The sequence below is a fragment of the Qipengyuania sp. JC766 genome (assembly GCF_040717445.1).
GTDB lineage: Bacteria > Pseudomonadota > Alphaproteobacteria > Sphingomonadales > Sphingomonadaceae > JC766.
In genome coordinates this window covers 1,918,847-1,945,414 of record NZ_JBFEFL010000001.1, presented here as the reverse complement: position 1 = coordinate 1,945,414, position 26,568 = coordinate 1,918,847, and the positions used below count along the sequence as shown (strand labels likewise).

Annotated in this window: 29 protein-coding genes and 1 tRNA gene; 8 read left to right on the top strand and 22 right to left on the bottom strand. The window is 64.1% G+C overall.

The window, feature by feature from the left end:
- Positions 1 to 7 precede the first annotated feature (7 nt).
- From AB1K63_RS09300 to AB1K63_RS09280, 5 genes are read right to left on the bottom strand one after another with little or no spacing between them, the layout of a single operon-like run.
- Entirely contained in the window at positions 8 to 1,336 is a 1,329-nt protein-coding gene (locus AB1K63_RS09300) for a DUF58 domain-containing protein (protein ID WP_366959828.1), read from the bottom strand.
- Positions 1,337 to 1,343: 7 nt separating this feature from the next.
- Positions 1,344 to 2,306 (bottom strand): MoxR family ATPase, encoded by a 963-nt coding sequence (locus AB1K63_RS09295; RefSeq protein WP_366959827.1) that lies wholly within the window; start codon positions 2,304 to 2,306, stop codon positions 1,344 to 1,346.
- Positions 2,303 to 3,670 carry a DUF4350 domain-containing protein gene (locus AB1K63_RS09290; RefSeq protein ID WP_366959826.1) on the bottom strand — a complete coding sequence of 456 codons (1,368 nt, stop codon included), beginning with the start codon at positions 3,668 to 3,670 and terminating at the stop codon, positions 2,303 to 2,305. Before AB1K63_RS09290 ends, AB1K63_RS09295 begins: the two co-directional genes overlap by 4 nt.
- The gene (locus AB1K63_RS09285) at positions 3,667 to 4,353 is read right to left on the bottom strand and encodes a hypothetical protein (RefSeq protein ID WP_366959825.1); all 687 of its coding nucleotides are present in this window, start codon (positions 4,351 to 4,353) and stop codon (positions 3,667 to 3,669) included. The genes AB1K63_RS09290 and AB1K63_RS09285 overlap by 4 nt, the downstream gene beginning before the upstream one ends.
- Before the next feature lie 26 nt (positions 4,354 to 4,379).
- On the bottom strand, positions 4,380 to 5,276 hold the full coding sequence (locus AB1K63_RS09280; RefSeq protein ID WP_366959823.1) for a prephenate dehydratase: 897 nt from the start codon (positions 5,274 to 5,276) through the stop codon (positions 4,380 to 4,382).
- A 149-nt stretch (positions 5,277 to 5,425) separates the two neighbouring features.
- Here AB1K63_RS09280 and AB1K63_RS09275 point away from each other — a divergent pair, with 149 nt between their 5' ends.
- On the top strand, positions 5,426 to 6,133 hold the full coding sequence (locus AB1K63_RS09275) for a cytochrome c family protein (protein WP_366959821.1): 708 nt from the start codon (positions 5,426 to 5,428) through the stop codon (positions 6,131 to 6,133).
- A gap of 50 nt (positions 6,134 to 6,183) precedes the next feature.
- Here AB1K63_RS09275 and AB1K63_RS09270 read toward each other — a convergent pair whose 3' ends face one another.
- Together AB1K63_RS09270 and AB1K63_RS09265 are read right to left on the bottom strand one after the other, a co-directional pair.
- Positions 6,184 to 6,849: an RlmE family RNA methyltransferase gene (locus AB1K63_RS09270; protein WP_366959820.1), complete on the bottom strand. Its 666-nt coding sequence runs from the start codon at positions 6,847 to 6,849 to the stop codon at positions 6,184 to 6,186.
- Positions 6,842 to 7,993: a Ppx/GppA phosphatase family protein gene (locus AB1K63_RS09265; protein ID WP_366959819.1), complete on the bottom strand. Its 1,152-nt coding sequence runs from the start codon at positions 7,991 to 7,993 to the stop codon at positions 6,842 to 6,844. Before AB1K63_RS09265 ends, AB1K63_RS09270 begins: the two co-directional genes overlap by 8 nt.
- Positions 7,994 to 8,164: 171 nt before the next feature.
- Here AB1K63_RS09265 and AB1K63_RS09260 point away from each other — a divergent pair.
- The 3 genes from AB1K63_RS09260 (at position 8,165) to AB1K63_RS09250 (ending at position 9,524) form a co-directional block, all read left to right on the top strand.
- Positions 8,165 to 8,238 (top strand) — tRNA-Gln (locus tag AB1K63_RS09260).
- A 26-nt stretch (positions 8,239 to 8,264) separates the two neighbouring features.
- Complete coding sequence (locus AB1K63_RS09255; RefSeq protein ID WP_366959818.1) at positions 8,265 to 8,603, top strand: TIGR01244 family sulfur transferase; 339 nt, start codon at positions 8,265 to 8,267, stop codon at positions 8,601 to 8,603.
- 45 nt (positions 8,604 to 8,648) lie between these two features.
- Entirely contained in the window at positions 8,649 to 9,524 is an 876-nt protein-coding gene (locus AB1K63_RS09250; protein ID WP_366959817.1) for an LOG family protein, read from the top strand.
- Here the strand turns inward: AB1K63_RS09250 and thiD are convergent.
- The 3 genes from thiD to glmM are packed head-to-tail and all read right to left on the bottom strand — an operon-like array spanning position 9,521 to position 11,895.
- Positions 9,521 to 10,321 carry a bifunctional hydroxymethylpyrimidine kinase/phosphomethylpyrimidine kinase gene (thiD, locus tag AB1K63_RS09245; RefSeq protein ID WP_366959816.1) on the bottom strand — a complete coding sequence of 267 codons (801 nt, stop codon included), beginning with the start codon at positions 10,319 to 10,321 and terminating at the stop codon, positions 9,521 to 9,523. The genes AB1K63_RS09250 and thiD overlap by 4 nt on opposite strands.
- A gap of 12 nt (positions 10,322 to 10,333) precedes the next feature.
- Positions 10,334 to 10,558: a DUF1272 domain-containing protein gene (locus tag AB1K63_RS09240; RefSeq protein WP_366959815.1), complete on the bottom strand. Its 225-nt coding sequence runs from the start codon at positions 10,556 to 10,558 to the stop codon at positions 10,334 to 10,336.
- Entirely contained in the window at positions 10,558 to 11,895 is a 1,338-nt protein-coding gene (glmM, locus tag AB1K63_RS09235) for a phosphoglucosamine mutase (protein WP_366959814.1), read from the bottom strand. Before glmM ends, AB1K63_RS09240 begins: the two co-directional genes overlap by 1 nt.
- 75 nt (positions 11,896 to 11,970) lie before the next feature.
- Here glmM and AB1K63_RS09230 point away from each other — a divergent pair, with 75 nt between their 5' ends.
- The gene (locus AB1K63_RS09230) at positions 11,971 to 13,230 is read left to right on the top strand and encodes a cation:dicarboxylase symporter family transporter (RefSeq protein ID WP_366959813.1); all 1,260 of its coding nucleotides are present in this window, start codon (positions 11,971 to 11,973) and stop codon (positions 13,228 to 13,230) included.
- A gap of 79 nt (positions 13,231 to 13,309) precedes the next feature.
- The gene (locus AB1K63_RS09225) at positions 13,310 to 13,921 is read left to right on the top strand and encodes a superoxide dismutase (RefSeq protein ID WP_366959812.1); all 612 of its coding nucleotides are present in this window, start codon (positions 13,310 to 13,312) and stop codon (positions 13,919 to 13,921) included.
- A gap of 57 nt (positions 13,922 to 13,978) precedes the next feature.
- Here AB1K63_RS09225 and AB1K63_RS09220 read toward each other — a convergent pair whose 3' ends face one another.
- From AB1K63_RS09220 to AB1K63_RS09210, 3 genes are read right to left on the bottom strand one after another with little or no spacing between them, the layout of a single operon-like run.
- Positions 13,979 to 15,133, bottom strand: coding sequence for an AI-2E family transporter (locus AB1K63_RS09220; protein WP_366959811.1), 1,155 nt, complete (start codon positions 15,131 to 15,133; stop codon positions 13,979 to 13,981).
- A gap of 24 nt (positions 15,134 to 15,157) precedes the next feature.
- On the bottom strand, positions 15,158 to 15,766 hold the full coding sequence (locus tag AB1K63_RS09215; RefSeq protein WP_366959810.1) for a sigma-70 family RNA polymerase sigma factor: 609 nt from the start codon (positions 15,764 to 15,766) through the stop codon (positions 15,158 to 15,160).
- Positions 15,763 to 15,897, bottom strand: coding sequence for a NepR family anti-sigma factor (locus AB1K63_RS09210; RefSeq protein ID WP_366959808.1), 135 nt, complete (start codon positions 15,895 to 15,897; stop codon positions 15,763 to 15,765). The genes AB1K63_RS09215 and AB1K63_RS09210 overlap by 4 nt, the downstream gene beginning before the upstream one ends.
- 251 nt (positions 15,898 to 16,148) lie before the next feature.
- On the opposite strand from AB1K63_RS09210, the gene AB1K63_RS09205 reads away from it, so the two are divergent.
- Positions 16,149 to 17,786: a CHASE domain-containing protein gene (locus AB1K63_RS09205; RefSeq protein WP_366959807.1), complete on the top strand. Its 1,638-nt coding sequence runs from the start codon at positions 16,149 to 16,151 to the stop codon at positions 17,784 to 17,786.
- 25 nt (positions 17,787 to 17,811) lie between these two features.
- Here the strand turns inward: AB1K63_RS09205 and AB1K63_RS09200 are convergent, their stop codons facing one another.
- The 3 genes from AB1K63_RS09200 to AB1K63_RS09190 form a co-directional block, all read right to left on the bottom strand.
- Complete coding sequence (locus tag AB1K63_RS09200; protein WP_366959806.1) at positions 17,812 to 18,621, bottom strand: response regulator; 810 nt, start codon at positions 18,619 to 18,621, stop codon at positions 17,812 to 17,814.
- Positions 18,622 to 18,997: 376 nt separating this feature from the next.
- Positions 18,998 to 19,447 (bottom strand): response regulator, encoded by a 450-nt coding sequence (locus tag AB1K63_RS09195; protein WP_366959805.1) that lies wholly within the window; start codon positions 19,445 to 19,447, stop codon positions 18,998 to 19,000.
- 42 nt (positions 19,448 to 19,489) lie between these two features.
- On the bottom strand, positions 19,490 to 20,647 hold the full coding sequence (locus AB1K63_RS09190; RefSeq protein ID WP_366959804.1) for an N-acetyltransferase: 1,158 nt from the start codon (positions 20,645 to 20,647) through the stop codon (positions 19,490 to 19,492).
- 152 nt (positions 20,648 to 20,799) lie between these two features.
- On the opposite strand from AB1K63_RS09190, the gene AB1K63_RS09185 reads away from it, so the two are divergent.
- Complete coding sequence (locus AB1K63_RS09185; RefSeq protein ID WP_366960682.1) at positions 20,800 to 21,894, top strand: fatty acid desaturase; 1,095 nt, start codon at positions 20,800 to 20,802, stop codon at positions 21,892 to 21,894.
- Positions 21,895 to 21,951: 57 nt separating this feature from the next.
- On the opposite strand, the gene AB1K63_RS09180 is transcribed toward AB1K63_RS09185, so the two are convergent.
- The 6 genes from AB1K63_RS09180 to AB1K63_RS09155 all read right to left on the bottom strand — a co-directional run bounded on the left by AB1K63_RS09180 (position 21,952) and on the right by AB1K63_RS09155 (position 26,508).
- Positions 21,952 to 22,230: a hypothetical protein gene (locus tag AB1K63_RS09180; RefSeq protein WP_366959803.1), complete on the bottom strand. Its 279-nt coding sequence runs from the start codon at positions 22,228 to 22,230 to the stop codon at positions 21,952 to 21,954.
- A 60-nt stretch (positions 22,231 to 22,290) separates the two neighbouring features.
- Entirely contained in the window at positions 22,291 to 22,803 is a 513-nt protein-coding gene (locus AB1K63_RS09175) for a GNAT family N-acetyltransferase (RefSeq protein ID WP_366959802.1), read from the bottom strand.
- On the bottom strand, positions 22,800 to 23,897 hold the full coding sequence (gene lptG / locus AB1K63_RS09170) for an LPS export ABC transporter permease LptG (protein ID WP_366959801.1): 1,098 nt from the start codon (positions 23,895 to 23,897) through the stop codon (positions 22,800 to 22,802). Before lptG ends, AB1K63_RS09175 begins: the two co-directional genes overlap by 4 nt.
- Positions 23,898 to 23,900: 3 nt before the next feature.
- A complete protein-coding gene (locus AB1K63_RS09165; protein ID WP_366959800.1) occupies positions 23,901 to 25,166 on the bottom strand; it encodes an LptF/LptG family permease in 1,266 nt (421 codons plus the stop codon).
- Between the two features lie 101 nt (positions 25,167 to 25,267).
- Complete coding sequence (clpS, locus tag AB1K63_RS09160) at positions 25,268 to 25,633, bottom strand: ATP-dependent Clp protease adapter ClpS (protein WP_366959799.1); 366 nt, start codon at positions 25,631 to 25,633, stop codon at positions 25,268 to 25,270.
- A gap of 131 nt (positions 25,634 to 25,764) precedes the next feature.
- A complete protein-coding gene (locus AB1K63_RS09155; protein WP_366959797.1) occupies positions 25,765 to 26,508 on the bottom strand; it encodes a phasin family protein in 744 nt (247 codons plus the stop codon).
- Between the last annotated feature and the right edge of the window lie 60 nt (positions 26,509 to 26,568).

The window sequence follows — 26,568 nt, the reverse complement described above, 5'->3', positions numbered from 1 at the left end:
TCCCTCCCTAGCCGATCGCGCCGGAGCGTTTGATGTCGAGATAGGAATCGATCAGCCGGTAGCCGATCTGGTCCCACGGTGCCTCGATGATGTCCACGCCCATGCGGCGCAGCCGTTCGAGCACGACGCGGCGCTGGCGCACAAGCTGTTCCGCACTGACCGCCACGGCGAGGTCGTTCATGGTGCGCGGATCGGCCGAGACGAGGCCGTCCAGTTCCGCGTCCTCCATGGTCACGAACAGCACCAGGTGCTTGTCGACCAGCCGCCCCACGCTCTCGATCATCATTTCCGCGCCCGTCGGATCGGTGAAATCGGTGAACAGCACCACCATCGACCGGCGCTGGAGGCGCGCGGTCAACGTGGCGAGGGCGAGGGTGAAGTTGGGTTCCTCGGTGTGGTAGTCGAGTTCGCCCGCCGCCGATTGCAGCCGGTGGAAGGCGCGCGTGTCGCCGACGAACGGCGTGAAGATTTCCGGCCGCTGGGCGAAGCCGAACAGCGCCACCCGGTCGCCGCCTTTCAGCGCGACATAGGACGCGGTAAGCGCGGCGCTGACCGCCCGGTCGATGCGCGGCAGTCCGTCGATGGGCTCGCACATGGTCTGCCCGCAATCGAAGGCGAACACGATCTGGTTGTTGCGCTCGCTTTCGTTCTCGCGGGCGTAGAGCTTGGTGTGCCGCGCGCTCGCCTTCCAGTCGATCCGGCGGCGATCCATCCCGGCCTCGTATTCGCTCAGCGCCTCGAACTGGGTTCCTTCGCCGCGAATGCGCCGTGCGATGAGGCCGAAGGTCGCATCGCGCAGGAAATGCTGGAGCTCGGGGCTCCTTACCGGCGACAGGTCGGGCCAGACGCGCACGGTGTGCTCGACGTCGCGCTGCGATTGGCGCGCGCCGAGGCCGAGCGGGCCGGTCCAGCGCAGCCACATCCGGCTGACGGGCGCCGGGCCGCGCCGGCCGGGCGTGAGGGTGGACGCGCCCTGCCAGCTTTCGGTGGCGCGGTCCCAATCCAGCGGCATTTCGGTGCGGCCATCCTCGTGCAGGCGCGGGTCGATCTCGATCGCCGCATCGGGCCGGCCGAGACTGACACGGCCGCGGAATTCCGCGATGATGCCCAGCTGCATCGGCTCGCCCACTTCGGTGTCCGCGGGCGCGGTGATCTGCCAGTCGGCCAGCCTGCCCGCGAGCAGCCCGTCCAGCAGCACCAGCACCAGCAGCGCCACGCCCGCCGCGGGCGCGATCGCCCAGGACCCCGGCGCGATCGCGGCGAGGACCACCGCGACCGGGGCGGCCAGCGCGGCGATCCAGGCCGCGCGCACGGTGGGGAGGATGGGAAAGGTCATCGAGGGTCTAGCGCGGTGCCTCGGTGCTCTCGACCAGCTCGGTGACGAGGTCTTCCATCTGGCGCCCCTCGATCTCGGCCGCCGGGCTCAGCATCAGGCGATGGCGCAGCACGGCCGTGGCGAGGGCTTTCACGTCGTCGGGCACGACATAGGCGCGCCCTTCGAGCGCGGCCCGGGCGCGGGCGGCATTGGCCAGCATGACCGCCGCGCGTGGCGAGGCGCCGCTCGCCAGTTCCGCATTGTCGCGCGTGGCGCGCACCAGCCGGACGACATATTGCGTGATGTCGTCGGCCACCGTCACCTGCTCCAGCGCATCGCTCGCCGCGACCAGCTTCGCGCTGTCGGCGACGGCCTCGATCCCGAATTCGGCGGGCCGCTGCGGACCCTGACGCTGGCCGTAACGCGTGACGATGCGCGCCTCCTCATCGGCATCGGGATATCCGACCAGCACCTTGAACAGGAAGCGGTCCAGCTGCGCTTCGGGCAGGGGATAGACGCCCTGGTTCTCGATCGGGTTCTGCGTCGCGACGACCATGAACCGTTCGGGCAGCGAGTGGGTCTCGCCGTCCAGCGTGACGCGCCGTTCCTGCATGGCTTCCAGCAGCGCGGCCTGCGTCTTGGGCGGCGTGCGGTTGATCTCGTCCGCCAGCAGCAGTTCGCAGAAGATCGGCCCGCGCGTCAGGGTGAACTGGCTGGTCTGGAAGTTGAACAGGTTGGAGCCCAGGATATCGCCCGGCAGCAGGTCCGGCGTGAACTGGATGCGGCCGTAATCGAGACCCAGCGCGTGGCTGAAGCACTGCGCCAGGAAGGTCTTGGCCGTCCCCGGAGGCCCCTCGAGCAGCACGTGCCCTTCGGACAGCAGCGCGATCAGCAAATGGTCGACTATCCGGTCCTGCCCCACGATCGCCTTGGCGACCTCGCCGCGGATGGATTGCGCAAGGGCGCGCACGTCGTCGAGTGTCATCGTCATCGGGCCAGTTTCCTTTCGAGATCTTTGAGCGCGTCGGCTGCGCGCAGCATGTCTTGCGGCGTGCGCGCGTTCTCCAGGGCGGAAAGACGGCGACTGGGCGGTTCCTCGTCGTTCAGGCGCCCGGCAAGCGCGCGGTCGAGCGCTTCATCGTCACTGCGGCGTACCGCCAGCGTCCGCGCCAGCCGCTCGCGCATGAGGTCGGCATAGGGCTGCGACAGCAGGTGGTGACGGCGCGTGCGCTGGATGAAGGACGCGCTGTTTCGCACCAGCCGCGCCTTGCCGTAGGCAATGTCGCGCCCCTCCGCCACGGCCGGGCCGAACCGCCGCAGCGCGCGCCAGGCGACCACGATCATTGCGATGATGAGGCACAGCGTCGCCGCCAGGAAGGGCGGGATGAAGGCCAGCGTCAGCAGGTTCTGCGTCTGCCCGATACCGTTGAAAGTGAGGTCGAACATGACCGGCAGATCCTCCCCCTCCATCGTCAGGTCGACGATGTAGTGGGCCAGTTCCGCACGGGTCCGGTCGGCCATCCCGTAATTGTTGATGAGGTCCGGCTCGGCAACGACCACCACGGCCCAGAGACCCTCGTCGGAATAGTCCTCGTCTGCAGGATTGATCGACATGGTCACGCTCGGCGGATTGTCGTCCGTCGCAGCGGCGGGAGGGGGCGCGTCGCCCAGCGCGTCCTCCAGCACCGGGTACTCGCCCCAGTCCTGTAGGTATCCGACCAAGATGGCTCCGTCGGGGGAGAGCACCATGGGACGGACATTGCCGTTCTCCATGGCTTGCACCTGGCTCTCGTCCGGCAGGGCGCCGCGCCGATCGAGACCCGCGAAACCGCCCTTGCGCGGCTTGATATCGAGCTCGACATCGATCCGCCGTTGCGTCTCGATGAAGCTGGAGTTGAAATCCTCGTCGAGCTCCTCCGCCCATTGCGGTTCGGAAGTGCCGAACAGCGTGACCCAGCCGTCCTTCGCGTCCTCGCTCATCATGGACGCTTCCATCGCGTTCCATTTGGGGAGGATCAGCAGGGTCGGGCCGATATAGCGCCGCCGGTCGATAGCCTCCGCCACTTCCTCCGGATCGGCGAACTTGGGCGGGGTCAGGACCAGCAGGCCCTCGTCGTCCAGATTGCCCTGGCTGCGCAGCAGCTCGACCTCGTGGCCCTCTTCTTCCAGCAGGCGCGCGATCGCCGCATATCCGACTAGCCCCTTGCCACCGGCGTGAGGGGCCCCGTCGTTCTCGCTTTGCCCGGTCTGGCCGGTGCCGATGAAATAGAGCGTGAGGAAGAACGCCAGAGCGCCAAATACCAGCAGGCCGAAGACCACCTTGGGGTCGAAGGTGTTGCCGCCCCGCGCGCTCACGCCGATCCTCCGAGGCGCTGGAGCGCGAACCGTGCATAGGCGTCGCGCGCGGCCTGCCAGTCTTCCCGGCCGAGCGACTTGAGTGCGAACAGGCTCCGTTCCACCCGCTCGGCAATCACGCCGAATGCCGTGCGCGCCGCTTCCGGCAACGCCTGCAGGCGGGCGAGTTCACGCGCCGTGCTGGACGGTTCGACCCATTCCGGCCGCGCGGCCGCGATCTGGCCCACGCTGCGAATCAGGAGCAGGTGCGTGGCCTCGTCGTAACGTCCCTCCGCCGCCAGGCGATCGGCATCTTCCAGCAAGGCGATCGCTTCCGATCGTTCGGGGACCCAGTCGGTTTCGACCCCCTTGTCGCGCTCATTGCGGAATTCGAGCGCCGGCTCGACGATCTTCCAGATCAGATAGGCGACCATCGCGACCGCAAGTGCGATCAGGATCCACTGCACGATGAACCAAGAGGCGCCGAAGAGTTTTGCCAATGGGGACAGAAGATCCCCGAGCCATTCGAAGAACGCGTCCAGCCAGCCCGGTTCGCGCGGCTCTGCTTTCGGCATCTCGACGGGCGCGTACTGGATCGATTCGTCCGCGCGCACGGCTTCGTAGCCTTCGCTCGAAATGACGCCCCCCGGCGCCCCCGTCTGTGCCGATCCCGCAGTCACGCCCGATGTCGTGGCAGGTCGCATCCCGCCGCGCAACAACGCAAATCGGCTCAGCCGCGCTGGCGCGCCTGCGGATAGCTGCCGAGCATGCGCAGGCGCTTGCAGTGGAAGGCAAGCTCTTCCAGCGCCACGTCCACTCCGGCCATGCCCGGCGCGCCTTCGATATCGGCGTAGAACATCGTCGCGGCGAAGCTGGCGCCCCTCTGGTAGCTTTCCAGCTTGGTCATGTTGACGCCGTTGGTCGCGAAGCAGCCAAGCGCCTTGTAGAGTGCCGCCGGCACGTTCTTCACTTCGAAGATGAAGGTAGTCATCAAGGGCCCGTCCCCCAATGCCGGAGGATCGAGCGGTTCCGGTGCCAGTGCCACGAACCGGGTCATGTTGTCGGCCGCGTCCTCGACGTTGTTCTCGATGATCTCGAGCCCGTACATTTCCGCTGCGATGGCCGGGGCGATGGCACCGAAGCGCGGATCGCCACGCTCCGCCACATGCGCCGCGGCGCCGGCCGTATCGACATGGGCGAGGGGAACGAGGCCGCGTTCCTGCAGGAAGTGGCGCGACTGGCCGAGCGCCTGCGGGTGGCTGTAGACGCCTTCGAGTTCCCCCGATCCGGGCAGTGCCATGAGGGCGTGATGGATCGGGATGAAATGTTCCGCCACGATCGACAGCCCGCTTTCGGGCAGCATGAAATGGATGTCCGCGACCCGGCCGTGCTGCGAATTCTCGATCGGGATCAGGGCGCGGCCGGCAATGCCGGTCTTCACGGCATCGATCGCGTCGTTGAAGCCGTGGCAGGGCAGCGGCAGCGCATCAGGATCGAACTGTCCCGCGGCGCGGTGGGAATTGGAGCCCGGGGCGCCGCCGAAGGAAATCGTGCGCGCAGGATCGCCCTGCGCCGCAAGGCGCATCGTTTCGACCAGTTCGAGAGCAGGGGCAGGGAACTTGCGCATGGGTCGAAGCCCCTTAGGGCGGGACTTCGCGGCCTACAATGGTGCGCGAACTGCAAGGCCGAATGCATCGCGGACCCTTGCCCTCGGCCACGCTGCTGCCTAAAGCGGCCCCCATCTTCGACTTCAGCACTTGCGGATAACCGAAACCGATGGACGATCGTTTCAATACCATTGCCGGATGGGTCCTTTTCGCCGGCATCATCGCGCTGGGCGCGTCCAGCCTTACCTCCAAGCTGTTCCACGGCGGAGAGGCGGAGCGTCCCGAAGTTCTCGGCTACCCGATCGAGGTCGCCGAAGAAGGCGGTGCCGATTCCGGTCCGCCGCTCGCGCAGCTTCTCCAGGAAGGCAGCGCAGAAGCGGGTGAAGCGGTCTTCGCCAAGTGCACCGCATGCCACACCATCGCGCAGGGCGGGGCTAACGGCATCGGTCCAAATCTCTGGGCTATCATGGGCCAGCCAATCGGCAGCCATGCCCCTGGTTTCGCCTACAGCTCCGCACTGTCCGGCCATGGCGGCAACTGGGGCTTCGAGGAAATGGACGCCTGGCTCAAGAGCCCGCGCGGTTTTGCGAACGGCACCAAGATGAGCTTTGCCGGTCTCGGCAGCGCGGAAGATCGCGCCAACGTAATTCTCTATATGCTCGCCAATGGCGGCGGGCCGGCGCTTCCTGAATTCACGCCCGAAGCCGAAGGCGAAGCTACCGAAGGCGAAGAGGTCGACGGTGCGGCCGAAGGTCCGGGCGCCATCGAAGGCGGCGAAGTCGGTGACGTGGAAGCCGCCGGCGCCATGGGTGCCGAACAGCCGGTGGCCGGTTCCAACGCGGCGACCGATGCCGGCGGTGTCAAGCCTGGCGAATAACCGGCCTCTCCCCGACCGGGGAGACTATCCGATCAAAGACGCGAGGGGCGCTAACTGCGCCCCTTGAAGTTCTGCGCCACGACGTACCATTCGGAAGAACCCTTGCGGCTGGCGGGCGGCTTGGCATGCTTCACGGTCCTGAAGTGCGACTTCAGCAGCTTCAGCAAGTCCGTGTCGGTCCCGCCGGCCAGCACCTTGGCGACGAACGATCCGCCGCTTTCCAACGTCTCGATGGCGAACCATGCCGCCGCTTCGACCAGGCCCATGGTGCGCAGGTGATCGGTCTGCTTGTGGCCGACCGTGTTGGCCGCCATGTCCGACATGACCAGGTCGGGCGCGCCGTCGAGCGCCGCTTCAAGCCGCGCCGGGGCGGCATCGTCCATGAAATCCATCTTCAGGATGGTGACCCCGTCGATCGGATCCGTTTCCAGCAGGTCGATCCCCACGATGGCGGCCCTGGGTGCCTTGGCGCGAACGACCTGGCTCCAGCCGCCGGGTGCGATGCCGAGGTCCACAACGCGCCTCGTGCCTTTCAGCAGGCCGAATTTCTCGTCCAGCTCGATCAGCTTGTAGGCCGCGCGGCTGCGATAGCCGTCTGCCTTTGCCTTCTTCACGTACGGATCGTTGAGCTGGCGCTCCAGCCACCGGGTGGAGGACGCGGTGCGCCCCTTCGCCGTCCGTACGCGCTTGTCGGCATCGCGCCCCGATCTAGCCACGGCGGGTCGCCCGGTCGGCGGCGAAATCGGCGGCCATCAGGCTGCGCAGGATACCCTCCCGGATGCCGCGGTCGGCAACGCCCAGCCGCTCGGCCGGCCAGATGTCGAGGATCGATTCCAGAATGGCGCACCCTGCGACTACAAGGTCCGCCCGGTCGCGACCGATGCAGGGCAGTTCGCCCCGCTCCTCTATCGACATGCCGGACAGATCGGTGCTGATCCGGCGCATCGAAGCGGACGGAACGATCAGGCCGTCCACCGCCCGGCGGTCGTAATGCGGCAGTTCCAGATGCAGGCTGGCCAGCGTCGTGACCGTGCCGCTGGTGCCGAGAAGCTGGATATCCTCTGCCCCGCTCATCCGCGGCGCGATACGCGCGGCAAAGGGGGCAAAAGCCCGCTCGACGATGCGGCGCATCTCGCGATAGCGCGCATGGCGGTCGCCCTCGCTCATGTGGCGCACGGTGTCAGTGAGCGACACCACGCCCCACGGCACACTCAGCCAGTCGAGGATGCGCGGAACCTTGCGATCGGGTTCGATCAGGACGAGCTCGGTCGATCCGCCCCCGATGTCGAAAATGATCGCCGGGCCTTCGTTGACTTCGAGGAGGACATGGCAGCCAAGGACCGCGAGGCGCGCTTCCTCCTGTGCGGAAATGACGTCCAGCACGATCCCGGTCTCCCGTTTCACCCGGTCGATGAAGCGGGGGCCGTTGGCCGCCCGGCGGCAGGCTTCGGTGGCGACGGACCGCGCGAGGTGGACGTTGCGCTTTCGCAGTTTTTCGGCGCAGACTTCCAGCGCGCCCAGCGTCCGGTCCATTGCCGCGTCGCTCAACCGCCCACTGTTCGCCAGCCCTTCGCCCAGGCGGACGACGCGGCTGAAGGCATCGATCACGGTAAAATCCTGCCCCGAGGGACGGGCGATCAGCAGGCGGCAATTGTTGGTGCCGAGGTCCAGCGCGGCATAGGATTGCCGCGGATTGAAACTGTGCCGCTTCCCGCCCGCCTTGGGACGAGAGGCCTGGCCTGCGGCACTGGCTTCGGGCTGAGAGGGGGCATGGGGGCGGTGCTCTTCCGCCCTGCCGGACCGGTCGACCCCTCTTGTGTCAGCCCTCCTGTTTACGTCCGGCGGATGATAGTCCGCCATTGTATTACTTTCTTTTCCTCCCGCGAGGTGTTCGCGGGGACTTGCCCTTGTAGTTAGCGACAAAACTGCTTTTCGGCAAGCTGAACAGGTCGGTCCGGTCTTGACCTCGTTCCCGCCCGACCGTATTGGCGCGGCCCGGCGACCCGCGATCGACTCTCGCGCCCGCGCCATTGCCCCGTCGTCTAATGGTAAGACTACGGACTCTGACTCCGTCAATTGAGGTTCGAATCCTCACGGGGCATCCAAATTCCTGAAAAAGGGGATTGTCGCCATGCAAGTTCAGGACGTCGCTCCGGATGTGGGCGTTACCGGCCAGGTCCGGCCCGAGGACATGAAGGCGCTGGCCGCCTCGGGATTCCGCTCGCTCATCTGCAACCGTCCCGATGACGAAGAACCGGGCCAGCCGGCCTGGGCGGACGTGGCCGCCGCCGCGCAGGCGGAAGGCATGGAAGTGCGCCACATCCCCGTCGGCGCGGACATTCCCCTCGAATCGCAGGTGCCGGCCTTTGCCGACGCCTTGCGCGAAATGCCGCGGCCGATCCTGGCGTTTTGCCGCACTGGCAACCGGTCCGGCATGCTCTATCGCGCGGCCGAGGATACCGCCGGTTGAAGCATCGGCTTGCAGCGGGCTGCGGCACCGCTTAACGCGCGCCACATGAGCGACAAGGATGCAGAGCACGATCTGAGCGATCGGCGTTTTTACCGGGCGAACGAGGAAGCGGAATTTTCCGACGCCGCCCCCCAATCGACCCCCCAGACCCAGCATCCGGCCTATCGCCTCGCCTTTCGCGATACCGATTTCATGCTGCGCGACGAACTGCGCCCGGTGCGTTTCCAGCTCGAACTGCTGAAGCCGGAAATGCTGCTGGACGAGGCGGGTGTCGGTTCGACGCTCGTGATGTACGGATCGGCACGCATTCCCTCGACTGCGGAAGCGGAAACGCTGGTCGAAAACGCCTCGGAAGAGAGCAAGGGTGTCGCCAAGAACCTGGCCGCCAAGGCCAAGTATTACGACGAGGCCTACAAGCTCGCCCGGATGGTGAGCGAGAAGTCGATCATCGAGGACGGGTTGCGGCAGTTCGTGGTGACGACCGGCGGCGGTCCGTCGATCATGGAAGCGGGCAACAAGGGTGCAAGCGACGCCGGGGCAGAATCGATCGGGCTCAATATCGTGCTGCCGCACGAACAGGCGCCGAACACCTTCGTGACTCCCTATCTCAGTTTCCAGTTCCACTATTTCGCGCTGCGCAAGATGCATTTCCTGCTGCGCGCGAAGGCGGTCGCGGTGTTCCCGGGGGGCTTCGGGACCTTCGACGAGTTCTTCGAACTGCTGACCCTGATCCAGACCGGCAAGATGAAGCCCATGCCGATACTCCTCTTCGGCAAGGATTTCTGGACGCGGGTGATCGATTTCGAAGCGCTTGCCGACGAAGGCACGATCAGCCACGCCGACCTCGACCTGTTCCGCTGGTGCGAGACCGCGGACGAGGCCTGGGCGCACATCGCCGAGTTCTACGAACTCTCGCGCTAACGCCCGAAATTGTGCCGCATCGGACCGCCGCCGGCACCGAAGGCGGGTGCGGCCTCGATTGCGCGATAGACGAATTTGCGCGCAATGCTGACCGCGTCCGCCGGGGTCTGACCGCGCCCGAGCAGCGTGGCAATCGCGCTGGCAAGGGTGCAGCCCGTTCCGTGGGTGTGACGGCTGTCGATGCGCCGATGGTCGTATCGCAGGGAGGATCCATCCGCCTCGACCAGGAGGTCGGTCACGGTATCGCCTGCCAGATGACCGCCCTTGGCGACCACGAGGACGCCGTATTCGCGCGCCAGTTCGAGCGCCGCATCGTGCAGATCGCGGACGCTCGCGATTTCGTGTCCGGTCAGCGCAGTCAATTCGGGGACGTTGGGCGTAAGGAGAGTGGCCTTCGAAAAGAGCTGCCCCTTCATGGCGGTCACGGTCGGATCGCTGGCGAGCGTAGAGCCCGAGGTCGCGACCATGACCGGATCGAGCACGATCGGGACTTCCCGGTCCAACCCGGCCAGCGCATCGGCCACGGCGGAGACGATGTCCTCGCTACCCAGCATGCCGATCTTGACCGAGTCCGCCCCGATGTCCGTCAGCACGCTTTCGATCTGCTGCGCGACGAAACGGTCCGGCAGGATCTCGACGCCCTGAACCCCGGTCGTGTTCTGCGCGGTGACCGCCGTGATTGCGGTCGTAGCGAAACCGCCCAGCATGGTGACGGTCTTGATGTCCGCCTGGATGCCGGCGCCGCCCGAACTGTCGGAACCGGCAATGACGAGGACGCGGGGATAGTCGATGGCCATGTTCGCTGCGTCTCAGCCCTCGAAGCGGCGTTTCGTGCTGGCGGGAAACTTTGCCAGCAGGTCCCTGGCGCGGACCGGGCGATCCATGAGTTCGCCGCCGCAATTGGGACAGCGGTCGTCCAGTTCGTCCGCGCATCGGGCACAGAAGGTACATTCGAAGCTGCAGATGAACGTTCCCGGCGCTGACGCGGGCAGGTCGGTGCCGCACCGTTCGCAGTCGGGCCGCATTTCCAGCATCAGGCCACTGCCTTCACGGCGTCGCACACGCTGTCCACGGCCCGTTCGACCTCGGACGCGTCGTCGCCTTCCGCCATCACGCGGATCACCGGTTCGGTGCCCGACGGCCGGATCACAAGCCTGCCCGACCTGCCGAGCGCGCTTTCCGCGTCCGCGATCGCCTGCTTCACGTGCTCGTCGTCCAGTGGGCGTCCCTTCTCGTAGCGCACGTTCTTGAGGATCTGGGGGACACGCTCGAACGCATGGAGCAACTCGCTCGCGCGCTGTCCCGAATGGACCAGGCTGGCCAGCACGCGAAGGGCCGCGACGGTGCCGTCCCCGGTCGTCGCGTAGTCCAGCAGGATCATGTGCCCCGACTGTTCACCGCCGACATTGAAGCCGCCCGATTTCATGCGGCCAAGGACGTAGCGATCGCCAACCTTCGTGCGCTCCAGCGTCAGGCCACGCCCCTCAAGGTAGCGTTCGAGGCCCAGATTGCTCATGACCGTCGCGACCACACCGCCGCCCCTGAGCTGGCCCTTTTCCGCCATGCGCGAGGCGATCACCGCCATGATCTGGTCGCCGTCGACCGTCTCCCCCTTCTCGTCGATCACGATAAGCCGGTCCGCGTCTCCGTCGAGCGCGATGCCGATATCGGCATGGGTTTCGAGGACCTTTTCCTTCACCGCGTCGAGCGAGGTCGATCCGACCCCGGCATTGATGTTGGTTCCATTGGGATCGACACCCACCGTGATGACTTCCGCGCCGAGTTCCCAGATTGCCGAAGGGGCCACCTGGTAAGCTGCGCCGTTCGCGCAATCCACGACCACCTTCAGACCGTCGAACCGCGTCTCGTCGGACACGGCCTGCTTCACGGCGTGGATGTATCGACCGCGCGAATCCTCGATCCGCCGGGCGCGCCCGATCTCTTCGGGCGGGACGAGTTCGGGCTGGCTGTCGATGGCATCCTCGATCGCCGCCTCGGTATCGTCGGACAGCTTGAAGCCGTCCGGACCGAACAGCTTGATGCCATTGTCTTCGTAAGGGTTGTGACTAGCGGAAATCATCACGCCGAGATCGGCGCGCATTTCGCGCGTCAGCAGCGATACGGCCGGCGTGGGCAGGGGGCCGGTCATGATGACGTCGACGCCCACGCTGGTGAAGCCGGCGACCATCGCGCTTTCGATCATGTAGCCGGAGAGGCGCGTGTCCTTGCCGATCACCACCCGGTGCCGATGGTCCCCGCGGCGGAAATGGTTTCCGGCCGCCTGTGCCACGCGCATCGCCATGGTCGCCGTCATCGGCCCCGAATTGGTGCGCCCGCGTATCCCGTCGGTGCCGAAAAACTTGCGTCCCATAACCTGCCGTCTCACCCTTGAATTGCCAGCCGCCTTTGCCGCGATTAGGCAGCAAAGGAAAGGGGAGGGACCCGCTTGGCCGAGAACACAGCGCAATCCACCGATCTGGTGACGATCCGTATTCCGGTGTGGTGGACGTTCGGCGGTCTGATCGCCGGCCTGCTCGCGGGCGTGCTCCTTTCGGGCAGCGCCTTCCTGGACGCGATCCTCCCGGTCGTCCAGCCGGTTGGCGCCCTCTGGCTGCGCGCCTTGCAGATGACGATCATTCCGCTGGTCGCGTCCCTGCTGGTCCTCGGGATCACGCAGATGATCGCTGCGGCGCGGGCGGGCCCCGTGGCGGCGTGGTTCCTGGCGCTGGTGTTCGGCATTTTGCTGCTGAGCGCGCTCGGCACGGTTCTGGCCATGCCGCTGCTCCTGGCGGCATTCCCGGTTCCCGATTCCGCTTCGGCGCTGCTCCTGTCCGGAGACGTAGAGCCGCAGCAGGTGCCGGAAATCGCCGATTTTATCGCCTCGCTTATTGCGCCGAACGTCATCGCCGCCGCAGCGGAAACCGCCACGCTGCCGCTGACGGTGTTCTTCGCGGTTCTTGCTGTCGCGATCGCGCGGCTGCCTGACGACCAGCGCGCCACGCTGATCGGGCTATTCCGGGCTCTGGCCAATGCCATGCTCACGATCATCGGGTGGGTCCTCTGGCTGGCACCGGTCGGAGTCTTCGCGCTGGCTCTCGGCGTCGCCGCGCAGGCGGGGAGCGGCGCTTTCGCCACGCTTGCGCATTACATCCTCGTCGTGTCCGCGATGGGTCTCATTGTGCTCGTGCTTGCTTATCTCCTGGCGCTATTCGGTGGCCGGGTCGGCCTCGGCCGGTTCACCCGCGCGGTGCTGTCATCGCAGGCGGTGGCCATCTCCACGCAAAGTTCGCTAGCGAGCCTACCGGCGATGCTGGACAGTTCGCGCAGGCTCGGCATTCGGGAAAGCGTTGCCGATTTTGTCCTTCCGCTCGCCGTGGCGATCTTCCGCGCGACCAGTCCCGCCATGAATCTGGGGGTCGCGATCTACGTCGCCCACGTCGCGGGATACGAGCTGACCCTGCCGGCCATCGCGGCGGGCGTGGCGGTCGCGCTGGTGATCAGCGTCGGTTCGGTCAGCCTTCCCGGCTCGATCAGCTTCGTAGTGTCGATCGGACCCATCGCCCTGGCCATGGGTATCCCGGTCGAGCCGCTGGCCCTGCTGGTAGCGGTCGAAATGCTGCCGGACATCATGCGCACGCTCGCCAATGTCACCATGAATGTCGCGGTCACGGCGACTGTCGACCGGCACAATTCCGTCGAACCCTAAGAACCATTCGCAACAGCAACCCTTTGCCCTGCGATGCGTTGCGAACCCGACTATCACACAGACGGAAAGGGATATTCCCATGGCATTCGAAGTTACCCCGCTGCCCTACGACGACACGGCGCTGGCGCCGGCGGTTTCGGCCGAGACGCTTAGCTATCACCACGGCAAGCACCATCAGGCCTATATCGACAAGACGAACAAGGCGATCGAAGGTACCGACCACGCCGACAAGTCACTGGAAGAAATCATCGCGGCTGCGCGTGGCAGCGACCAGGGCCTGTTCAACAATTCGGCGCAGAGCTGGAACCACGGCTTCTACTGGAATTCGATGGCCGGCAACGAGACGGCCCCGTCGGACGAACTCAAGAGCATGATCGAGAGCGCCTTCGGATCGGTCGACGATCTGAAGGAAAAGCTGCAGGAACGCGGCGCCGGCCACTTCGCCAGCGGCTGGGTCTGGCTGGCCGAAAAGGGCGGCGAGCTGACCATCGAGGAAACGCATGACGGCGATACGCTGGCCGACAAGGATGGGGTGAACCCGCTGCTGGTCATCGACCTGTGGGAACACGCCTATTATCTCGACCACCAGAATGCGCGCCCCGCCTATCTCAAGGCGGTGACCAGCGACAAACTGAACTGGGCGTTCGCATCCGACAACCTGGCGCGGGGTTCAACTTGGAAGTATTCCTGATCGCCTGAAGCCTAGATGATTGAAGGCCCGTTCCGCGGATAGCGGGACGGGCCTTTTTCATTCCGTGGCCGGGGTTTCGCTGTCGTCGGTATCCATGACGCCGCGAGCGAAAAGCGGTTCGCCGAAGATGAAGCCGACGAGGTTGGGCCGTCCGACATGGTCGAAGAAGGCGGTCAGCATCAGCAGGATGGGAACGGACAGCAACGCGCCGAACGCGCCCCAGACCCAGGTGAAGTAGCTGAAGGCGATCAGTATCATAACCGGGTTCATCGTGAAACGCGCGCCGAGGACCGACGGTGTCACGATGTTTGCTTCGACCGTATGCAAGCCGAGATAGGCGATGGCGGGGATCAGGCCGACGAGGACCGTGTCGGATGTCCCGACCCCGAACAGCGCGAGCAGCACGGTCATTGCGAGCGGGCCGATATAGGGAATAAAATTGAGCAGGGCCGCGAGCCCGCCCCACATTATGGGCGCTTCCAGACCGATCAGCCACGCACCGAGCGCCACGATGATTCCGACGCACAGATTGATCCACGCGACGGTCAGGATGTAGGCGGCAACGCGGTCCTGCACTTCGCGCAGCACGCGTGCGGCCTTGATGCTCGTCCCGAAGGAGGCGCGACCGAACAGCAAATTCCGACGCAGGCGAACCCGCGCCTCGATCATGAAGAATGCCATCAGCAGCGTCAGGAAGACTTCCAGCAGGACGACAGGCGTTGCGATGGCCAGCTGCTGGAACAGCGACGGTCCGGCGACCACGACCTCGCTGTTGCCCGACTGGCCCATCATTTCCATGATCTGTTCGTTCGCCTGCGCCAGCCAGGCGAACTGCTCCTGAAGCTCCGCGAAACGCTCGCCGACCTGCTGCGTCAGTTCCGGCACTCGGTCGAACAAGGTGACGGCCGGTTGCAGGACGACGGCAGCCGACAGGAACAGCACGAGCAGGAAGGTCAGCAAGGCCAGCGTCGACGCAAGAACGTTGGGCAGGCCGAGCTTGGCTAGATAGTCCGCCAGCGGGGATAGCAGGATCGTCAGAACGATCGCCGTCGTAAGCGGCAGGAAGACCACCGATCCGATCGACAGCACGAAGGGCAAAGCCAGGAACAGGCCGACGCCGAGTATGAGAACCAAGGCCGAAATTAGACGCAATTCCTGCGCCGCGAAGGCGAGGCTCTGCTTGTCGGAGTCGTCGTCTTCCTGTCCGGCCATTATCGGGCCTTGCAGAAAAAGCGGTCAGTTCCGCGAGGTGAGACCGTTGCCCGTGGCAACATCGTCCAGCTCTTCGAGAATAGCCCTGTGCGCCCCCTCGTCATCGAGCGACCGGCGCGGAATATCGCCATCGGCGAGCATTGCGTTGAGCGCAGCGCGCGCGCGTCCGACCCGGCTCTTGATCGTGCCGACGGCGCAGCCACAGATCGTGGCCGCCTCCTCGTAGGAGAAGCCGCCTGCGCCCACCAGCAGGAGCGCCTCGCGGCGTTCGGGGGGTAGGGTCAGCAAGGCACGATGCATGTCCGATAAATGCAGCGGTTCTTCCTGCCCGGCCGGTGCCGTCAGGATCCGCTCGGCGACTGTCTCGTCGTATTCGCCGCGGAAGCGGTTGCGCCGCATATCGGTCAGGTAAGCGTTGCGAAGGATCACGAAGGTCCAGGCCCGCATCGAGGTTCCCGGTTCGAACCGGTCCTGCGCGGCCCAGGCCTTGAGCATGGTTTCCTGGACGAGGTCGTCGGCCATATCGGGACGGCCGCACAGACCACGCGCAAACGCGCGCAGGTGCGGAACCACCTCCGTCAGCTCTCTCTTGAAGTCGGCCTTCTCGGTGGCCGTCCGTTCCTCGCGACTCATTCGCCCTTGTTGTCCAGCTTGTCCAGCAGGTCCTTGAAGCTGTCGGGCAGGGGTTCGTCAACAACCTCCTTGTACAGCTTCTTCAGGCCATCGGCCCATTCAGGCTGTGACTTGGTTGGCTTGGCTGACACACTTTCCCCCGGTGAATTTCGACCTTCGTCTGATTGGCCTCGATCCATGTATGGCCCAATCTCCGCTTTCGCTACAGTTTCGGATGGCTTGTCCCGCTAAGGTGCGGGTGACGTGTGGAACGATATCTCCCCCGTATTGTTCCCCGATGACAAGCCTTTCGCAGACTTAGACAGAATTGACGGCGCCGAGTGCGCAGAACCGGACCGCAGTGAACAGGACGTCCAGACCACAACCGCGCACACGCCGACTGTTGCTCGAACACCCAAGGGCGGTCCCGATCGCCATATTCCTGCTCGTGGGCGCGATAACCGCTCTCAGCGTCTATTCGATCGAGCGCGGGGCGAACCAGCGCGAACAGGCGCAGCTGCGCGAAAGGGCGCAAGCCATAGCATCCGTGCTGGAGCAGGCTGGTAGCAGCGCTGCTGCGCACCTCAAGGCCACCGCGGTACTGATGGGCGTGGGCCAGGACGTTGACCTGCCCCGTTTCCGCAGCTTCGTGCGCCAGATGCAGGTGGCCGATTCCGACGGGGGCGACGTGCGTTCCATCGCCTGGGCAGAAAGGGTGCCGCGAGCGGACATCCCGCAATTCCTGCAGCGCGAGGAAGAGCGCGGTTCCGAACTGATGCGGGTCTATCCTGCCTTGCAGCGTGGACAGGCCGACGCGTACCCGATCGCGATGGTCGAGCCCCTGACCGAGGCGAACCGGCCTGCCTTGGGCTTCGATATTTCGTCCAATGCCGTCAGGGCAGAGGCGATGGCGACGGCGAATGCGACCCGGCGCCCTACGGCCAGCGGCCCCGTCGAACTCATCAGCGCCGCAGGTACCGATCAAAGAGGCTTCATCCTCATCGCGCCGGTTTACGAAGGAGCAGGCAATCCCGCTCCGCTCACGGGATACGTCCTCAGCCCGTTTACGACACAGGAGTTCCTAGAAAGCGGTGTCGAAGGCGAAACCCTCGGCAACCGCAGCGTGCGTCTTTACGATGCGGCGCAGGGCGACGAGGCCTTGCTCGCCGAAGTGGTGGCCGAAGGGGATACGGGTGCGGTCGTTTCGGAGCGGGTGCGTATCGCGGACCGCGACATGGTCCTCGAGGTGGCCTCGGTAGGCACGGCGTCGTTGTCGGACCTTTCCATGGTCACGCTCCTCTTCGGGCTACTGGTGGCGACCTTGCTGACGGTTGTCGCGCGCCTGATCACGCATCAGGCGGAAGAAGACCGCGCGTCGGTGGCATGGCTGGAAGAGCAGAACTCGATCCGAAACTCCCTCACGCGCGAGCTCAACCATCGCGTCAAGAACACGCTGGCGAACGTCCTGTCGATCATCGCGCTGACTCGCAGGAGAGCGGATTCGCTGGAGCATTTCGCGACCAGTCTCGACGGGCGGATCCGGGCGTTGTCCGCCACGCACGATCTTCTGACCCGTTCGGAATGGGGTACGACGCTGCTCAGCGACGTAATCGGCGCCGAACTAGCGCCCTACGCGAACGACGGGGAAAAAGTCGTGACCATGGAGGGGCCGCAAGTGGCCCTTGCCCCGAACGATGCCCTGTCGCTCGGGCTCGCCATCCATGAGTTGGCCACCAACGCCGCCAAGTACGGAGCGCTCAGCCGGGCCGACGGGCAGGTCTCGATCGTGTGGGAGTTGGAAACCGCGGACACGGTTACGCTGCGCTGGAAGGAGCGTGGCGGGCCAGCCGTTCCTCAGGATAGGCAGCGCGGCTTCGGCACGGATCTGATCGAAAAGATTGTCGCCCACGAATTGCGGCATCCGGTGGAACTGACATTCGCACCCAAGGGTGTCGAATGCGTTTTGCGTGTCCCGGTGCGTGAACGGAGCGAGTTCGCCCTGCGGGCGAAATTCCGGAAAGTGGACATGCAGGCCAGCTGAGCCTGCATGTCCTCCTAGACTGAAATCAGTCGGCCTGATTGCGCGACAGGGGAGCGCTGGACCCGAAGAACAGCGCCTGGCTAATCGCAGTCCGGACAGTCGATTCCTGGAACGGCTTGGTGACGAGGTAAGTCGGCTCCGGACGATCGCCCGTGAGCAGGCGCTCTGGATATGCAGTGATGAAGATTACCGGCACGCTGCTGATGGAAAGGATGTCATCGACAGCATCAAGGCCCGATGATCCGTCCGCGAGCTGGATATCCGCCAGCACAAGGCCGGGGGTGCGTTCGGCGACCACTTCCTGGGCCTGCGTACGCGTGGCTGCCGTGCCGCAGATATCGTGGCCGAGAGAGCGGACCAGGTCTTCGAGCTGCATCGAAATGAGCGGCTCGTCTTCGATGATCAGCACGTTCGTCGAGGATTCGCGATCGATCTCGTCGATTGCTTCCTGCGCCAGGCGTTCGATATCGCCGGGTTCCAGCCCCATGATCTCCGCCGCATCAGCAGCACTGAAATCCTCCAGCGTCGTGAGGAGGAGAGCCTGCCGGTTCAGGGGCGTAATCTGGGTCAGCCGATCCCGTGCAGCGCCCTCATGGCCCTGCGTACCGTCGTCTTCCTTACCCACTTCGAGGTAGGCGCTGGACCAGACCTTGTTGAAGGCGCGGTAGAGAGGCACGCGACCTCCTTCGAGTTCCCCACGAAGGCTCTCGTCGGCCAGCGCCGCTTCCAGAGTGGCGCGAACGAACGCGTCTCCGGTTGCCTGGCTGCCCGTCAACGCGCGCGCGTAGCGACGCAGGTAAGGTAGGTTGGAGGCGACTTGTTCCCCAAGCGACATAAAATCCCTTTCTTGATAACGGGCGTTGGAACGCGTGCGCGCAGATTAAGTTCCGCTACTCTTACCGTGGTATACGGTGGTTGTGCGGTCTGCAGGCTACTTTACCGGAAGGCGGACGAAGAGCTGAAAATTCAATGTTTTCCGATATTCTTTAAAAAAAGTTCGGACCCCGGGAACCGGATTTCGGTCGGCGCATTTTCTCCTTGTCACCGCCGAGACCCCCCCTCCCGTCCAAGCGGCTGGTGATACGATCCCGAAGGCCTTCTCTCCCGGAAAGTGGAGAGAAGGCCTTTTTTCTTCGATTTCGCTTTTTCTACAGTGCGCGGCATTACCCACTGACGCGCGTGTAGCTCTGTGAATTTGAAAGCGGATGTGTTCAGCCGGGTCGCCGGAGCAGGCCGGACAGCAGGGTTTCCCGTGCCTGGCCAGACACCGCCGCAACGAGATTGGCGGGTGCAACCGGCTTGGCAAGCACGGTTCCCAGTCCTGCGATGTCGTCTGGAATGTCCTGCGGCGACCCCGTCGAAAAGATGATCTTCGGTGGACGGGGGCCGATCGTGCTGAGGAGTTCTGCGATGGCCCATCCGTCGTCCCGGTCGGCCAGATGCACGTCGAGAACAACCACATCGGGCTTCCACTCACGCAGGATCGCAAGCGCATCTTCGGTGGTCGAACAGTCCCGGATTTCGGACGCGCCAGCTTCCTTTAGCGTATCGATGGCTGCCAGACGCACGATCGGATCGTCCTCAACGACGAGAATCGTCCCGATCCCTTTTTTCCGGCTCATCAATAAACACTCGGCGACCACAAGGCAGTTCGATTGCAACGTCCCTGTCGGCGCACCGGTTCCCGAGTGCCAAGGCTCGGCCTACAGGGATTTCTCGTAAACCAGATACTCGCGGTTCACACGGCTTTCGATGGCTTCCGCAATGGCCACCATCCCTTGATTGTCATCGAGAATCCAACCGATCTCCCCCCTCGTGGCGCCGTATTTGCGGTTCGCGACTTCCCGGATCTCGCTGATCATCATGAAAGCGAGCTGGCTCGCCAGACGGCCGCGCTGGTGCTTTTTCAGGACACCCATCAGCGGAACACGCATGGTGCGAACCCTGTTCGCCTTCAGCCAGCGCAGCATCCTGATCCAGCCGAAGGGAAAAAGGCGCCCACTCATCTTTCCGATCGCCTCGTTTGCATCCGGCAGAGTCAGCATGAAAGCGACGGGCTCGCCTTCCAGTTCGGCGATCCGGATCAGGTCGGGGCGCACGAGAGGCCGCAGTTTTTTGGCTGAATACGCGATCTCCCGGTCCGTGAATGGAACGAAGCCCCAGTTCCCCGACCAGGCATCGTTCAGGATACCGAGTATGATGCGCACGTCACGCTCGTAGTGGGCGAGGTCGGGCTCGCGGATCACGATCCGTTCATTGCGCTCTCCCGACTTCACGATCCGCTGGATAATGGGCGGGAACGGGGTGGAGATATCCAGCTCGTAGGTCAGGAGGGATTTGACCTTGGAGTAGCCGGAGTCTTCGACCCAAGCCTGTTGCCGCGCGTCGTGATGTCCCATCATTACGGTGGGTGGCTGGTCGTGCCCTGTCACGAGAAGCCCCGGCTCTTCCCAGATGGACATGGAAAGGGGCGCCAGAACGCGGGTCATCCCTTCGTTCTTCAGCCATTGTTCCGCATGCGCGATCAGTGCCTCGGCGACGGTCTGGTCGGCCGCTTCCAGCAGGCCCCAATTCCCCGTGGCCGGTCCCATTCCCTGTTCGGCAGGCTGGGCGAGGGCGAGTTCGTCGATATGTGCGGAAATGCGCCCCACATCGACGCCATCCCTGATCGCGAGGAAATGCGCGACCCGGGCATGATCGAAAAAGGGATTGCGATCCGGATCGACCAGTTCGCGTGCTTCCGATCGCAAAGGCGGTACCCAGTTCGGCGTGTCGGCATTCAGGCGATAGGCAAGATCGACGAATCGGCTCCGGCCCTTCTTCGTGTCGACCCGTTCGATGGCGATGGCTGTGTTGGTCATCAGAAAATTCCGTTCAGAAGCCGTTCGCGCTGACGGCTACATCATGCCCGTGTCAAGCGATGGCAGCGTAGCTGACTTGCAAAAGATAGTCCCGCTCGCCATCTAGGCTAGGCCCGAGGCCGCAAGAGGCGTGCAGACGGAAAATCATGAACATGGAACCGATCAAGATACTTTCGCGCAACAGCGCAGGAGCGGCCGAGAATGCCGCCCCGGCAGATCGTCTGCGCGTGGAAGACGACAAGGCGATGCTGCGCGCCGTGCGCGACCTGACGAAGGATATCGCCGATCCCCGGCCGGATATCTACTGGCCGGACATGCTCGTCTCGGCCGGTGTGGGTTACGCCTCGCTTGCTGGCGCCATCCTTGTGGGCAATACCATACTGGCAGTCGCACTCGGCCTGGTGGCGGCACTGGCCCTTTACCGGGCGTTGCTCTTCATCCACGAGATTTCGCACTTCCGCCGCGGCGCCATGGCCCGGTTCAGCAAGGCGTGGAACCTTCTGGTCGGCATTCCGATGCTGACGCCGTCCTTCATGTACGAAGGCGCGCATGTGATCCATCACAAGCGGACCCAGTACGGGACCGTAGAGGATCCGGAATATCTGCCGCTCGCATTGATGAAGCCGTGGTCGCTGCCGCTGTTCGTGCTGGTCGCGCTGTTCGCCCCGGTCGCCCTCATTTTCCGGTTCGCCGTGCTGGTTCCGCTCGGAGCGGTTTTCCCGCCGGTGCGTGCCTATGTGTGGGAGCGTTTCTCGGCGCTGGCAATCAACCCGAAATTCCGCCGACGGCCGCCCGAAGGCGAGCTCAAGCCACGCGTCTTCTGGCAGGAGCTGGGCGGTTTCGCTTGGTCCTGGGTCCTGATCGGCAGCGTCTTCGCTTTCGGCTGGAAGCCCCTACTCGTCGCCCTCGCCGTTTTCTCCTTCGTCGCCGTCGTGAACCAGCTGCGCACTCTGGTGGCGCATCTCTGGGAAAACGAGGGCGAACCGATGACGGTCACGGCACAGTTCCTCGACTCGGTAAACGTCCCCCCGCCGGGCTATGCCGCCGAGATCTGGGCCCCGGTGGGACTGCGGTATCATGCGCTGCATCACCTGATGCCGAGCATGCCGTATCACGCTCTTCCCGAGGCGCATCGCCGGCTGGCACGGGAACTTGGGACCGCCTCGACCTATCACGGGGCCAATCATCCGGGCATGTTCCACCTCGTAAACCGCATCGCGCGCAGCACGATGAAGGTCCGTCGCTGACAGCAAAAGGGCCGCCCGAGGCGGCCCTTTTTCGTGGTATCCGATATTTGGTCGAGTCTACTCGACCTGGATCGTCTCATCGGCGTTCGGATCGCTTTCCATCGGCACGTCGGCACCGTCTGTGGATCCTGCGGCATCGTCGTTCGTCATGCTGCCATCGCTATCGGTAGTATCGGTAACTTCGCTTTCGTCCCCGGGCATCATCGGCTCCGAAGGCGTCGGCTCGGTCACGGTCGGCTCGGTTCCGTCGATCGCTTCGGTGGTGGGCGCATCCGCCTCACCGCATCCGACCAGAGCGAGCGAGGCTGCAAGTGCTGGTATCGCAAGACGCTTCATGTCCGTTCTCCTTTATGGCGGGATTATGGCAGAACGGTCGTGCGGACCTGGCGTTCCGGACTAGAGGAAACGGATCATGGCGCTCAGACGGTCGCGCGGAAGTCCGGTTTGGGTGGCTTGCTCGACCCCGCGATGCAGCCTGGCTTGGTTTCCAAGGTCCCGAATGCGAACGAACCCGTAACGCTCCAGAAAGGGCGAACGTCCTTCCTCGTCTCCAAGAGTAATCGCGGTAATAGCCTGAAATCCGGAATTTGCGGCGTCGATGACGGCCGCGGCGACAAGCGATCCGCCGATCCCATGTCGCCGCCACGCCTTCGCCACGGCCAGCCCTTCCAGGTGCAATTCCCGCGTTGCCGGACGACACGCGGCGAAACCGATCACATGCCCGTCTGCTTCGGCGGACAGGCAGTGGCGGCGGGTGATGAGAATACGATAAGTGTCCGGATCAGGTGGGACCGAGGAAACGACGCCTGTACCGTGTTGCAGGGCTTCGTTCGCGATCCTTGCAAATCCTGCGGCATCGTCTTCTCGTGCGAGCCGAATATGCCACGAGTCCGATCCTTCGCCGGTCATTCCTCGGTTCGGACCAGTACCGTCTCACCCACCAGCAGGAACAGCAGGAACGGTGCCCACGCGGCGAGGAACGGGGGATACCCTCCGAAATTGCCCATCGCGAGAGCGGCGTTGTCCACCACGAAGTAGGCGAAGCCCAACGCCATCCCCAGAATCGCACGGACGAACAACTGGCCGGACCGTGCCAGCCCGAAAGCCGCCACCGATCCGAGCAAGGGCATGAGGAATGCCGACAGCGGTCCGGAAATCTTGTGCCACCATTTCGCCTCGAGCTCGCTCGTCCGGCGACCGGCCGACTGGTAGGCATCGATGGATTCCGAAAGCTCGCCGAAACTCTGCGCTTCGGGATCGACGCTCTCCAATTCGATCTGTTCGAACGTGACCTCCCGCCCGATGATTGTGTCGCTGCCTTCGGCGCCTTCAGCGCTTGCGACATCGAACCGTTCGACGTCTTCCAGCAACCAGCCCGGATCGGCGTATGTCGCGCGCCGCGCCCGGATCTGTTCGGCCAGTATCCCTTGCGGATTGCGGCGGTACCACGTGACATCTTCCATCACGGTCTGCGGTCCTTCGCCAGTGACGCGCCGTGCCATCAGGATGTTCGGGCCATCGGTCAGGTAGATATTGCTGCGAATGCCCGATTCCGCCTCTATCGGGGCGTAGTCGTTCGCCTGCCAGGCCTTGAGTACGCCCGTCGTGCGCCACACGACGGTCTCGTTGAAGGTGAAGAGAAGTGCCGAGATAACGGCGGCGGTCAGGAGCAGCGGTGCGAGGATCTGGTGCGCCGACAGGCCGGCCGCCTTCATCGAGATCACCTCGCTGTTCTGGTTCAGTGATACCAGCGTGATCAGGGTCGCCAGAAGGACCGAGTAGGGCAGGAAGCGCTGTATGAGCTCGGGTATCCGCAGAGCGATATACTCCAGTATTTCGGCCTGCCCATTCCCCTCGACCGCAAGGATCTCTCCGGTCCTTCCGAGGAGGTCCAGCGCCATGAGCACGAAGATCAGCACAATCATCATCGCGACGATACGCACCGCGAACATGCGCGCGATGTAGACGGTGAGTGTCCGCGAAGGAAAGAAATCGAGCTGCATCGCCTATTCTGCCCGAGCCGCCTGCATATCGGGGTCTGTGCCCTCCCTGCTTTCTTCGCGAAGCTTGCGTCTCCGCAGTCTGAAGATGGAAAGAACGAGCTTGGAAATCTTGGAAAACGCCTTTTCCAGGAAGCCAAGCGGCTGTCCGCCCGGAATGTAGGCGACCTGATAGAACATCCACAGGAGCAGCGCCACGAAGACGGCGAACGGCCCCCACTGCGTCAGCCAAGGGCTGGCGATGCCCAGCGCCGCGACGTCGCGACCGTATTCGTTCACCTTGTGGAACGCGACGACCAGGATGATGGAGACGAATACGCCCAGGGCAGAGCTCGAACGCTTCGGTGGGATGCCGAGAGCGACGGCCATCAGCGGCATGAACAGCATTGTCAGCACCTCGACCAGGCGGAAGGTGAAGCTCGCCTGACTGCCATCTCGGGCCACTTCAGGGGCGGAATCCGACCAGCCGATGCGCAGCAGCTCGGGCAGGATGTATTCCTTTTCCTCGTTCCCGCGCGCGCGGAATTCCTCGACCTGCGGCAGGTCGATCGGCAGGCTATGTTCGGTGAAACTGAGGACTCGCGGGGCCATCTTGTCGAGGCCCTGCCGGTGATCCTGGATGATCGTGCCGTCGGTCAGCTGGAGTATGATCGTATCCGGACTGTCCGTGGTCGCCAGGAAATTACCCTCGCGCGCGCTGATGGAGAGGATGTCCCCGCTTTCGGTCTGCACGCGGGCGAAAATTCCGCGCAGCCTTCGCCCGTCATCCTCGCTCTGTTCGATCCGCAAGGCCATGCGGTCGGCCAGGGCGTTGAATTCACCGACCTTGATCGAGGCGCCAAGCGCGCCGGACCGCAGTTCGTAGTCGAGTTGCTGGTAATAATAATTGCTGAGCGGCTGGACGTAGAAGACGATCGCGACGTTGAGCCCCATCAGGACCAAGGTGATCAGGTAGGGCACGCGAAGCAGGCGGAAATACCCGATGCCCACCGCCCGAAAAATGTCGAGTTCGCTGGATGTCGCAAGCGAGCGGAATGCGAGCAGGATACCGAGCATCAGGCCGAGCGGTATCGCTAGGCTTGCATATTCGGGGATCAACAGGCCGAGCATCTGGAACACGACGCCGACGGGCCCGCCTTCGACAGCCACGAAATCGAACAGGCTGAGCATCTTGTCGAGGATCAGAAGCGAGGCCGCGATCGCGAAGACCGCGAGCATCGGCACGATCACCAGCCGGAAGATATAGCGGTCTAGAGAGGTGAGACTAAGCAAGGGGCTGCCCGGCTGGGATTGGCTTCGATCCGGCAGCGTATCCCGCCGGACGCGCCTTCGCTACCCTGCCGCACGGGACGGGGCAAGATGCGACCGGACGGTCAGGCCTTCTCGAGGGTGCACTGCAGCGGATGCTGGTTCTGCCGTGCGAAGTCCATCACCTGGTTCACCTTGGTCTCCGCGACCTCGTACGGGAATATGCCGCACACGCCCACGCCTCGCTGATGGACGTGGAGCATCACGCGCGTCGCCTCTTCCATGTCCATGCGAAAGAAGCGCTTCAAAACCATCACGACGAACTCCATCGGCGTGTAGTCGTCGTTCAGCAGCAGCACCTTGTACTGGCTGGGCTTCTTCGGCTTCGTGCGAGTCTTGGTCGCGATGCCGACCTGTTCGTCCGGATCGTCCCCGCCACCCGGCGGGCGGCTCGCTCCGGCAATTCGGTCGTGAAATTGGTCTGGCAGCATGACTCGACAATATCGTGAGGGGGTTGGCAATCGCAAGGGCCGCATTAGGGCGATCGCCTTAATGCAGGACAAACGAAAGGGGCCGAACGGCGAACCGTCCGGCCCCTTCGATTTCGAGCCTATGCCGATGGTCAGGCCGCGGTGCGGACCTTGTCCATGGCGACGCTCATGCGGCCCTGGAGCGGAGCGAACGCTTCGTTGGCGAGCTTCAGCCACATTTCGGTGGTCTTGCTCACCTGCGCGACGCCGGCGTCGAAATTGCGGCTGGCGATCTTGCCCTGCAACTGGACGAATTCGGTCGGCGACTTCACGGCGGCGAATTCCTTCGCATCTGCCTGGACCGTTTCGAGAGCGGCCTTGCTGTCTTCGAAATGGGTCTTGGCGATGTTCTGGACGCCATTGGCCCAGATCTTGCCGGCTTCGACGGATGCTTCGACGTTGCCCTTCGTGAATTTGCCCATGTCGGCAGCCATTTCGCTGCCCTTGGCGAATACGACCTTGGCGCGATCCTGCATTCCGGCAACGCCTTCCTTCATCTTGGAAGACGCTTCCTTGGCGGTTTCCTGTACCTTGTTCATGATGTTTTCCTTTTTGATATTCTCTTGATTGGGCTGAACGGTTTTTGCCTTGGCCTTGGCAGGCGCTCTGCGAGTGGCGGCTTTCTTGGCGGGAGCCGCCTTTTTGGTAGCCGGCGCGCTCTTGCCGGACGAAGCCGTCTTCGGCGCCGGCTTGTCGCTTTCGACCGCATCGGCGATCTTCGCGACGCTCACATCGCCCTTGGCTTCAGACTTGCCCGACGTTTTCGCAGCGGCATCGGCATAGGCCTTCTCCGCGGCGGCATCGATCTTGCTGGTATTCTCGGCTTTGGTGGCCATCTGACAAATCCCATACGAGGTTATTGCTGCAATGCACAATAAGGTCTCGCGGGCGCAATG

Coding starts and splice junctions, on each gene's coding strand:
- thiD (WP_366959816.1), bottom strand. CDS start 10,321: ATGGCCATCGACTATCCCCGCGTCCTCGTCATTGCCGGTTCCGACAGT.
- clpS (WP_366959799.1), bottom strand. CDS start 25,633: ATGCTGCCAGACCAATTTCACGACCGAATTGCCGGAGCGAGCCGCCCG.
- AB1K63_RS09285 (WP_366959825.1), bottom strand. CDS start 4,353: ATGCGACCTGCCACGACATCGGGCGTGACTGCGGGATCGGCACAGACG.
- AB1K63_RS09240 (WP_366959815.1), bottom strand. CDS start 10,558: ATGCTGGAAATGCGGCCCGACTGCGAACGGTGCGGCACCGACCTGCCC.
- AB1K63_RS09175 (WP_366959802.1), bottom strand. CDS start 22,803: ATGACCGGCGAAGGATCGGACTCGTGGCATATTCGGCTCGCACGAGAA.
- AB1K63_RS09275 (WP_366959821.1), top strand. CDS start 5,426: ATGGACGATCGTTTCAATACCATTGCCGGATGGGTCCTTTTCGCCGGC.
- AB1K63_RS09215 (WP_366959810.1), bottom strand. CDS start 15,766: ATGAGTCGCGAGGAACGGACGGCCACCGAGAAGGCCGACTTCAAGAGA.
- AB1K63_RS09300 (WP_366959828.1), bottom strand. CDS start 1,336: ATGACCTTTCCCATCCTCCCCACCGTGCGCGCGGCCTGGATCGCCGCG.
- AB1K63_RS09225 (WP_366959812.1), top strand. CDS start 13,310: ATGGCATTCGAAGTTACCCCGCTGCCCTACGACGACACGGCGCTGGCG.
- AB1K63_RS09180 (WP_366959803.1), bottom strand. CDS start 22,230: ATGAAGCGTCTTGCGATACCAGCACTTGCAGCCTCGCTCGCTCTGGTC.
- AB1K63_RS09280 (WP_366959823.1), bottom strand. CDS start 5,276: ATGCGCAAGTTCCCTGCCCCTGCTCTCGAACTGGTCGAAACGATGCGC.
- AB1K63_RS09295 (WP_366959827.1), bottom strand. CDS start 2,306: ATGACGATGACACTCGACGACGTGCGCGCCCTTGCGCAATCCATCCGC.
- AB1K63_RS09220 (WP_366959811.1), bottom strand. CDS start 15,133: ATGGCCGGACAGGAAGACGACGACTCCGACAAGCAGAGCCTCGCCTTC.
- AB1K63_RS09190 (WP_366959804.1), bottom strand. CDS start 20,647: ATGACCAACACAGCCATCGCCATCGAACGGGTCGACACGAAGAAGGGC.
- AB1K63_RS09265 (WP_366959819.1), bottom strand. CDS start 7,993: ATGGCGGACTATCATCCGCCGGACGTAAACAGGAGGGCTGACACAAGA.
- AB1K63_RS09185 (WP_366960682.1), top strand. CDS start 20,800: ATGGAACCGATCAAGATACTTTCGCGCAACAGCGCAGGAGCGGCCGAG.
- glmM (WP_366959814.1), bottom strand. CDS start 11,895: ATGGGACGCAAGTTTTTCGGCACCGACGGGATACGCGGGCGCACCAAT.
- AB1K63_RS09250 (WP_366959817.1), top strand. CDS start 8,649: ATGAGCGACAAGGATGCAGAGCACGATCTGAGCGATCGGCGTTTTTAC.
- AB1K63_RS09155 (WP_366959797.1), bottom strand. CDS start 26,508: ATGGCCACCAAAGCCGAGAATACCAGCAAGATCGATGCCGCCGCGGAG.
- lptG (WP_366959801.1), bottom strand. CDS start 23,897: ATGCAGCTCGATTTCTTTCCTTCGCGGACACTCACCGTCTACATCGCG.
- AB1K63_RS09200 (WP_366959806.1), bottom strand. CDS start 18,621: ATGTCGCTTGGGGAACAAGTCGCCTCCAACCTACCTTACCTGCGTCGC.
- AB1K63_RS09255 (WP_366959818.1), top strand. CDS start 8,265: ATGCAAGTTCAGGACGTCGCTCCGGATGTGGGCGTTACCGGCCAGGTC.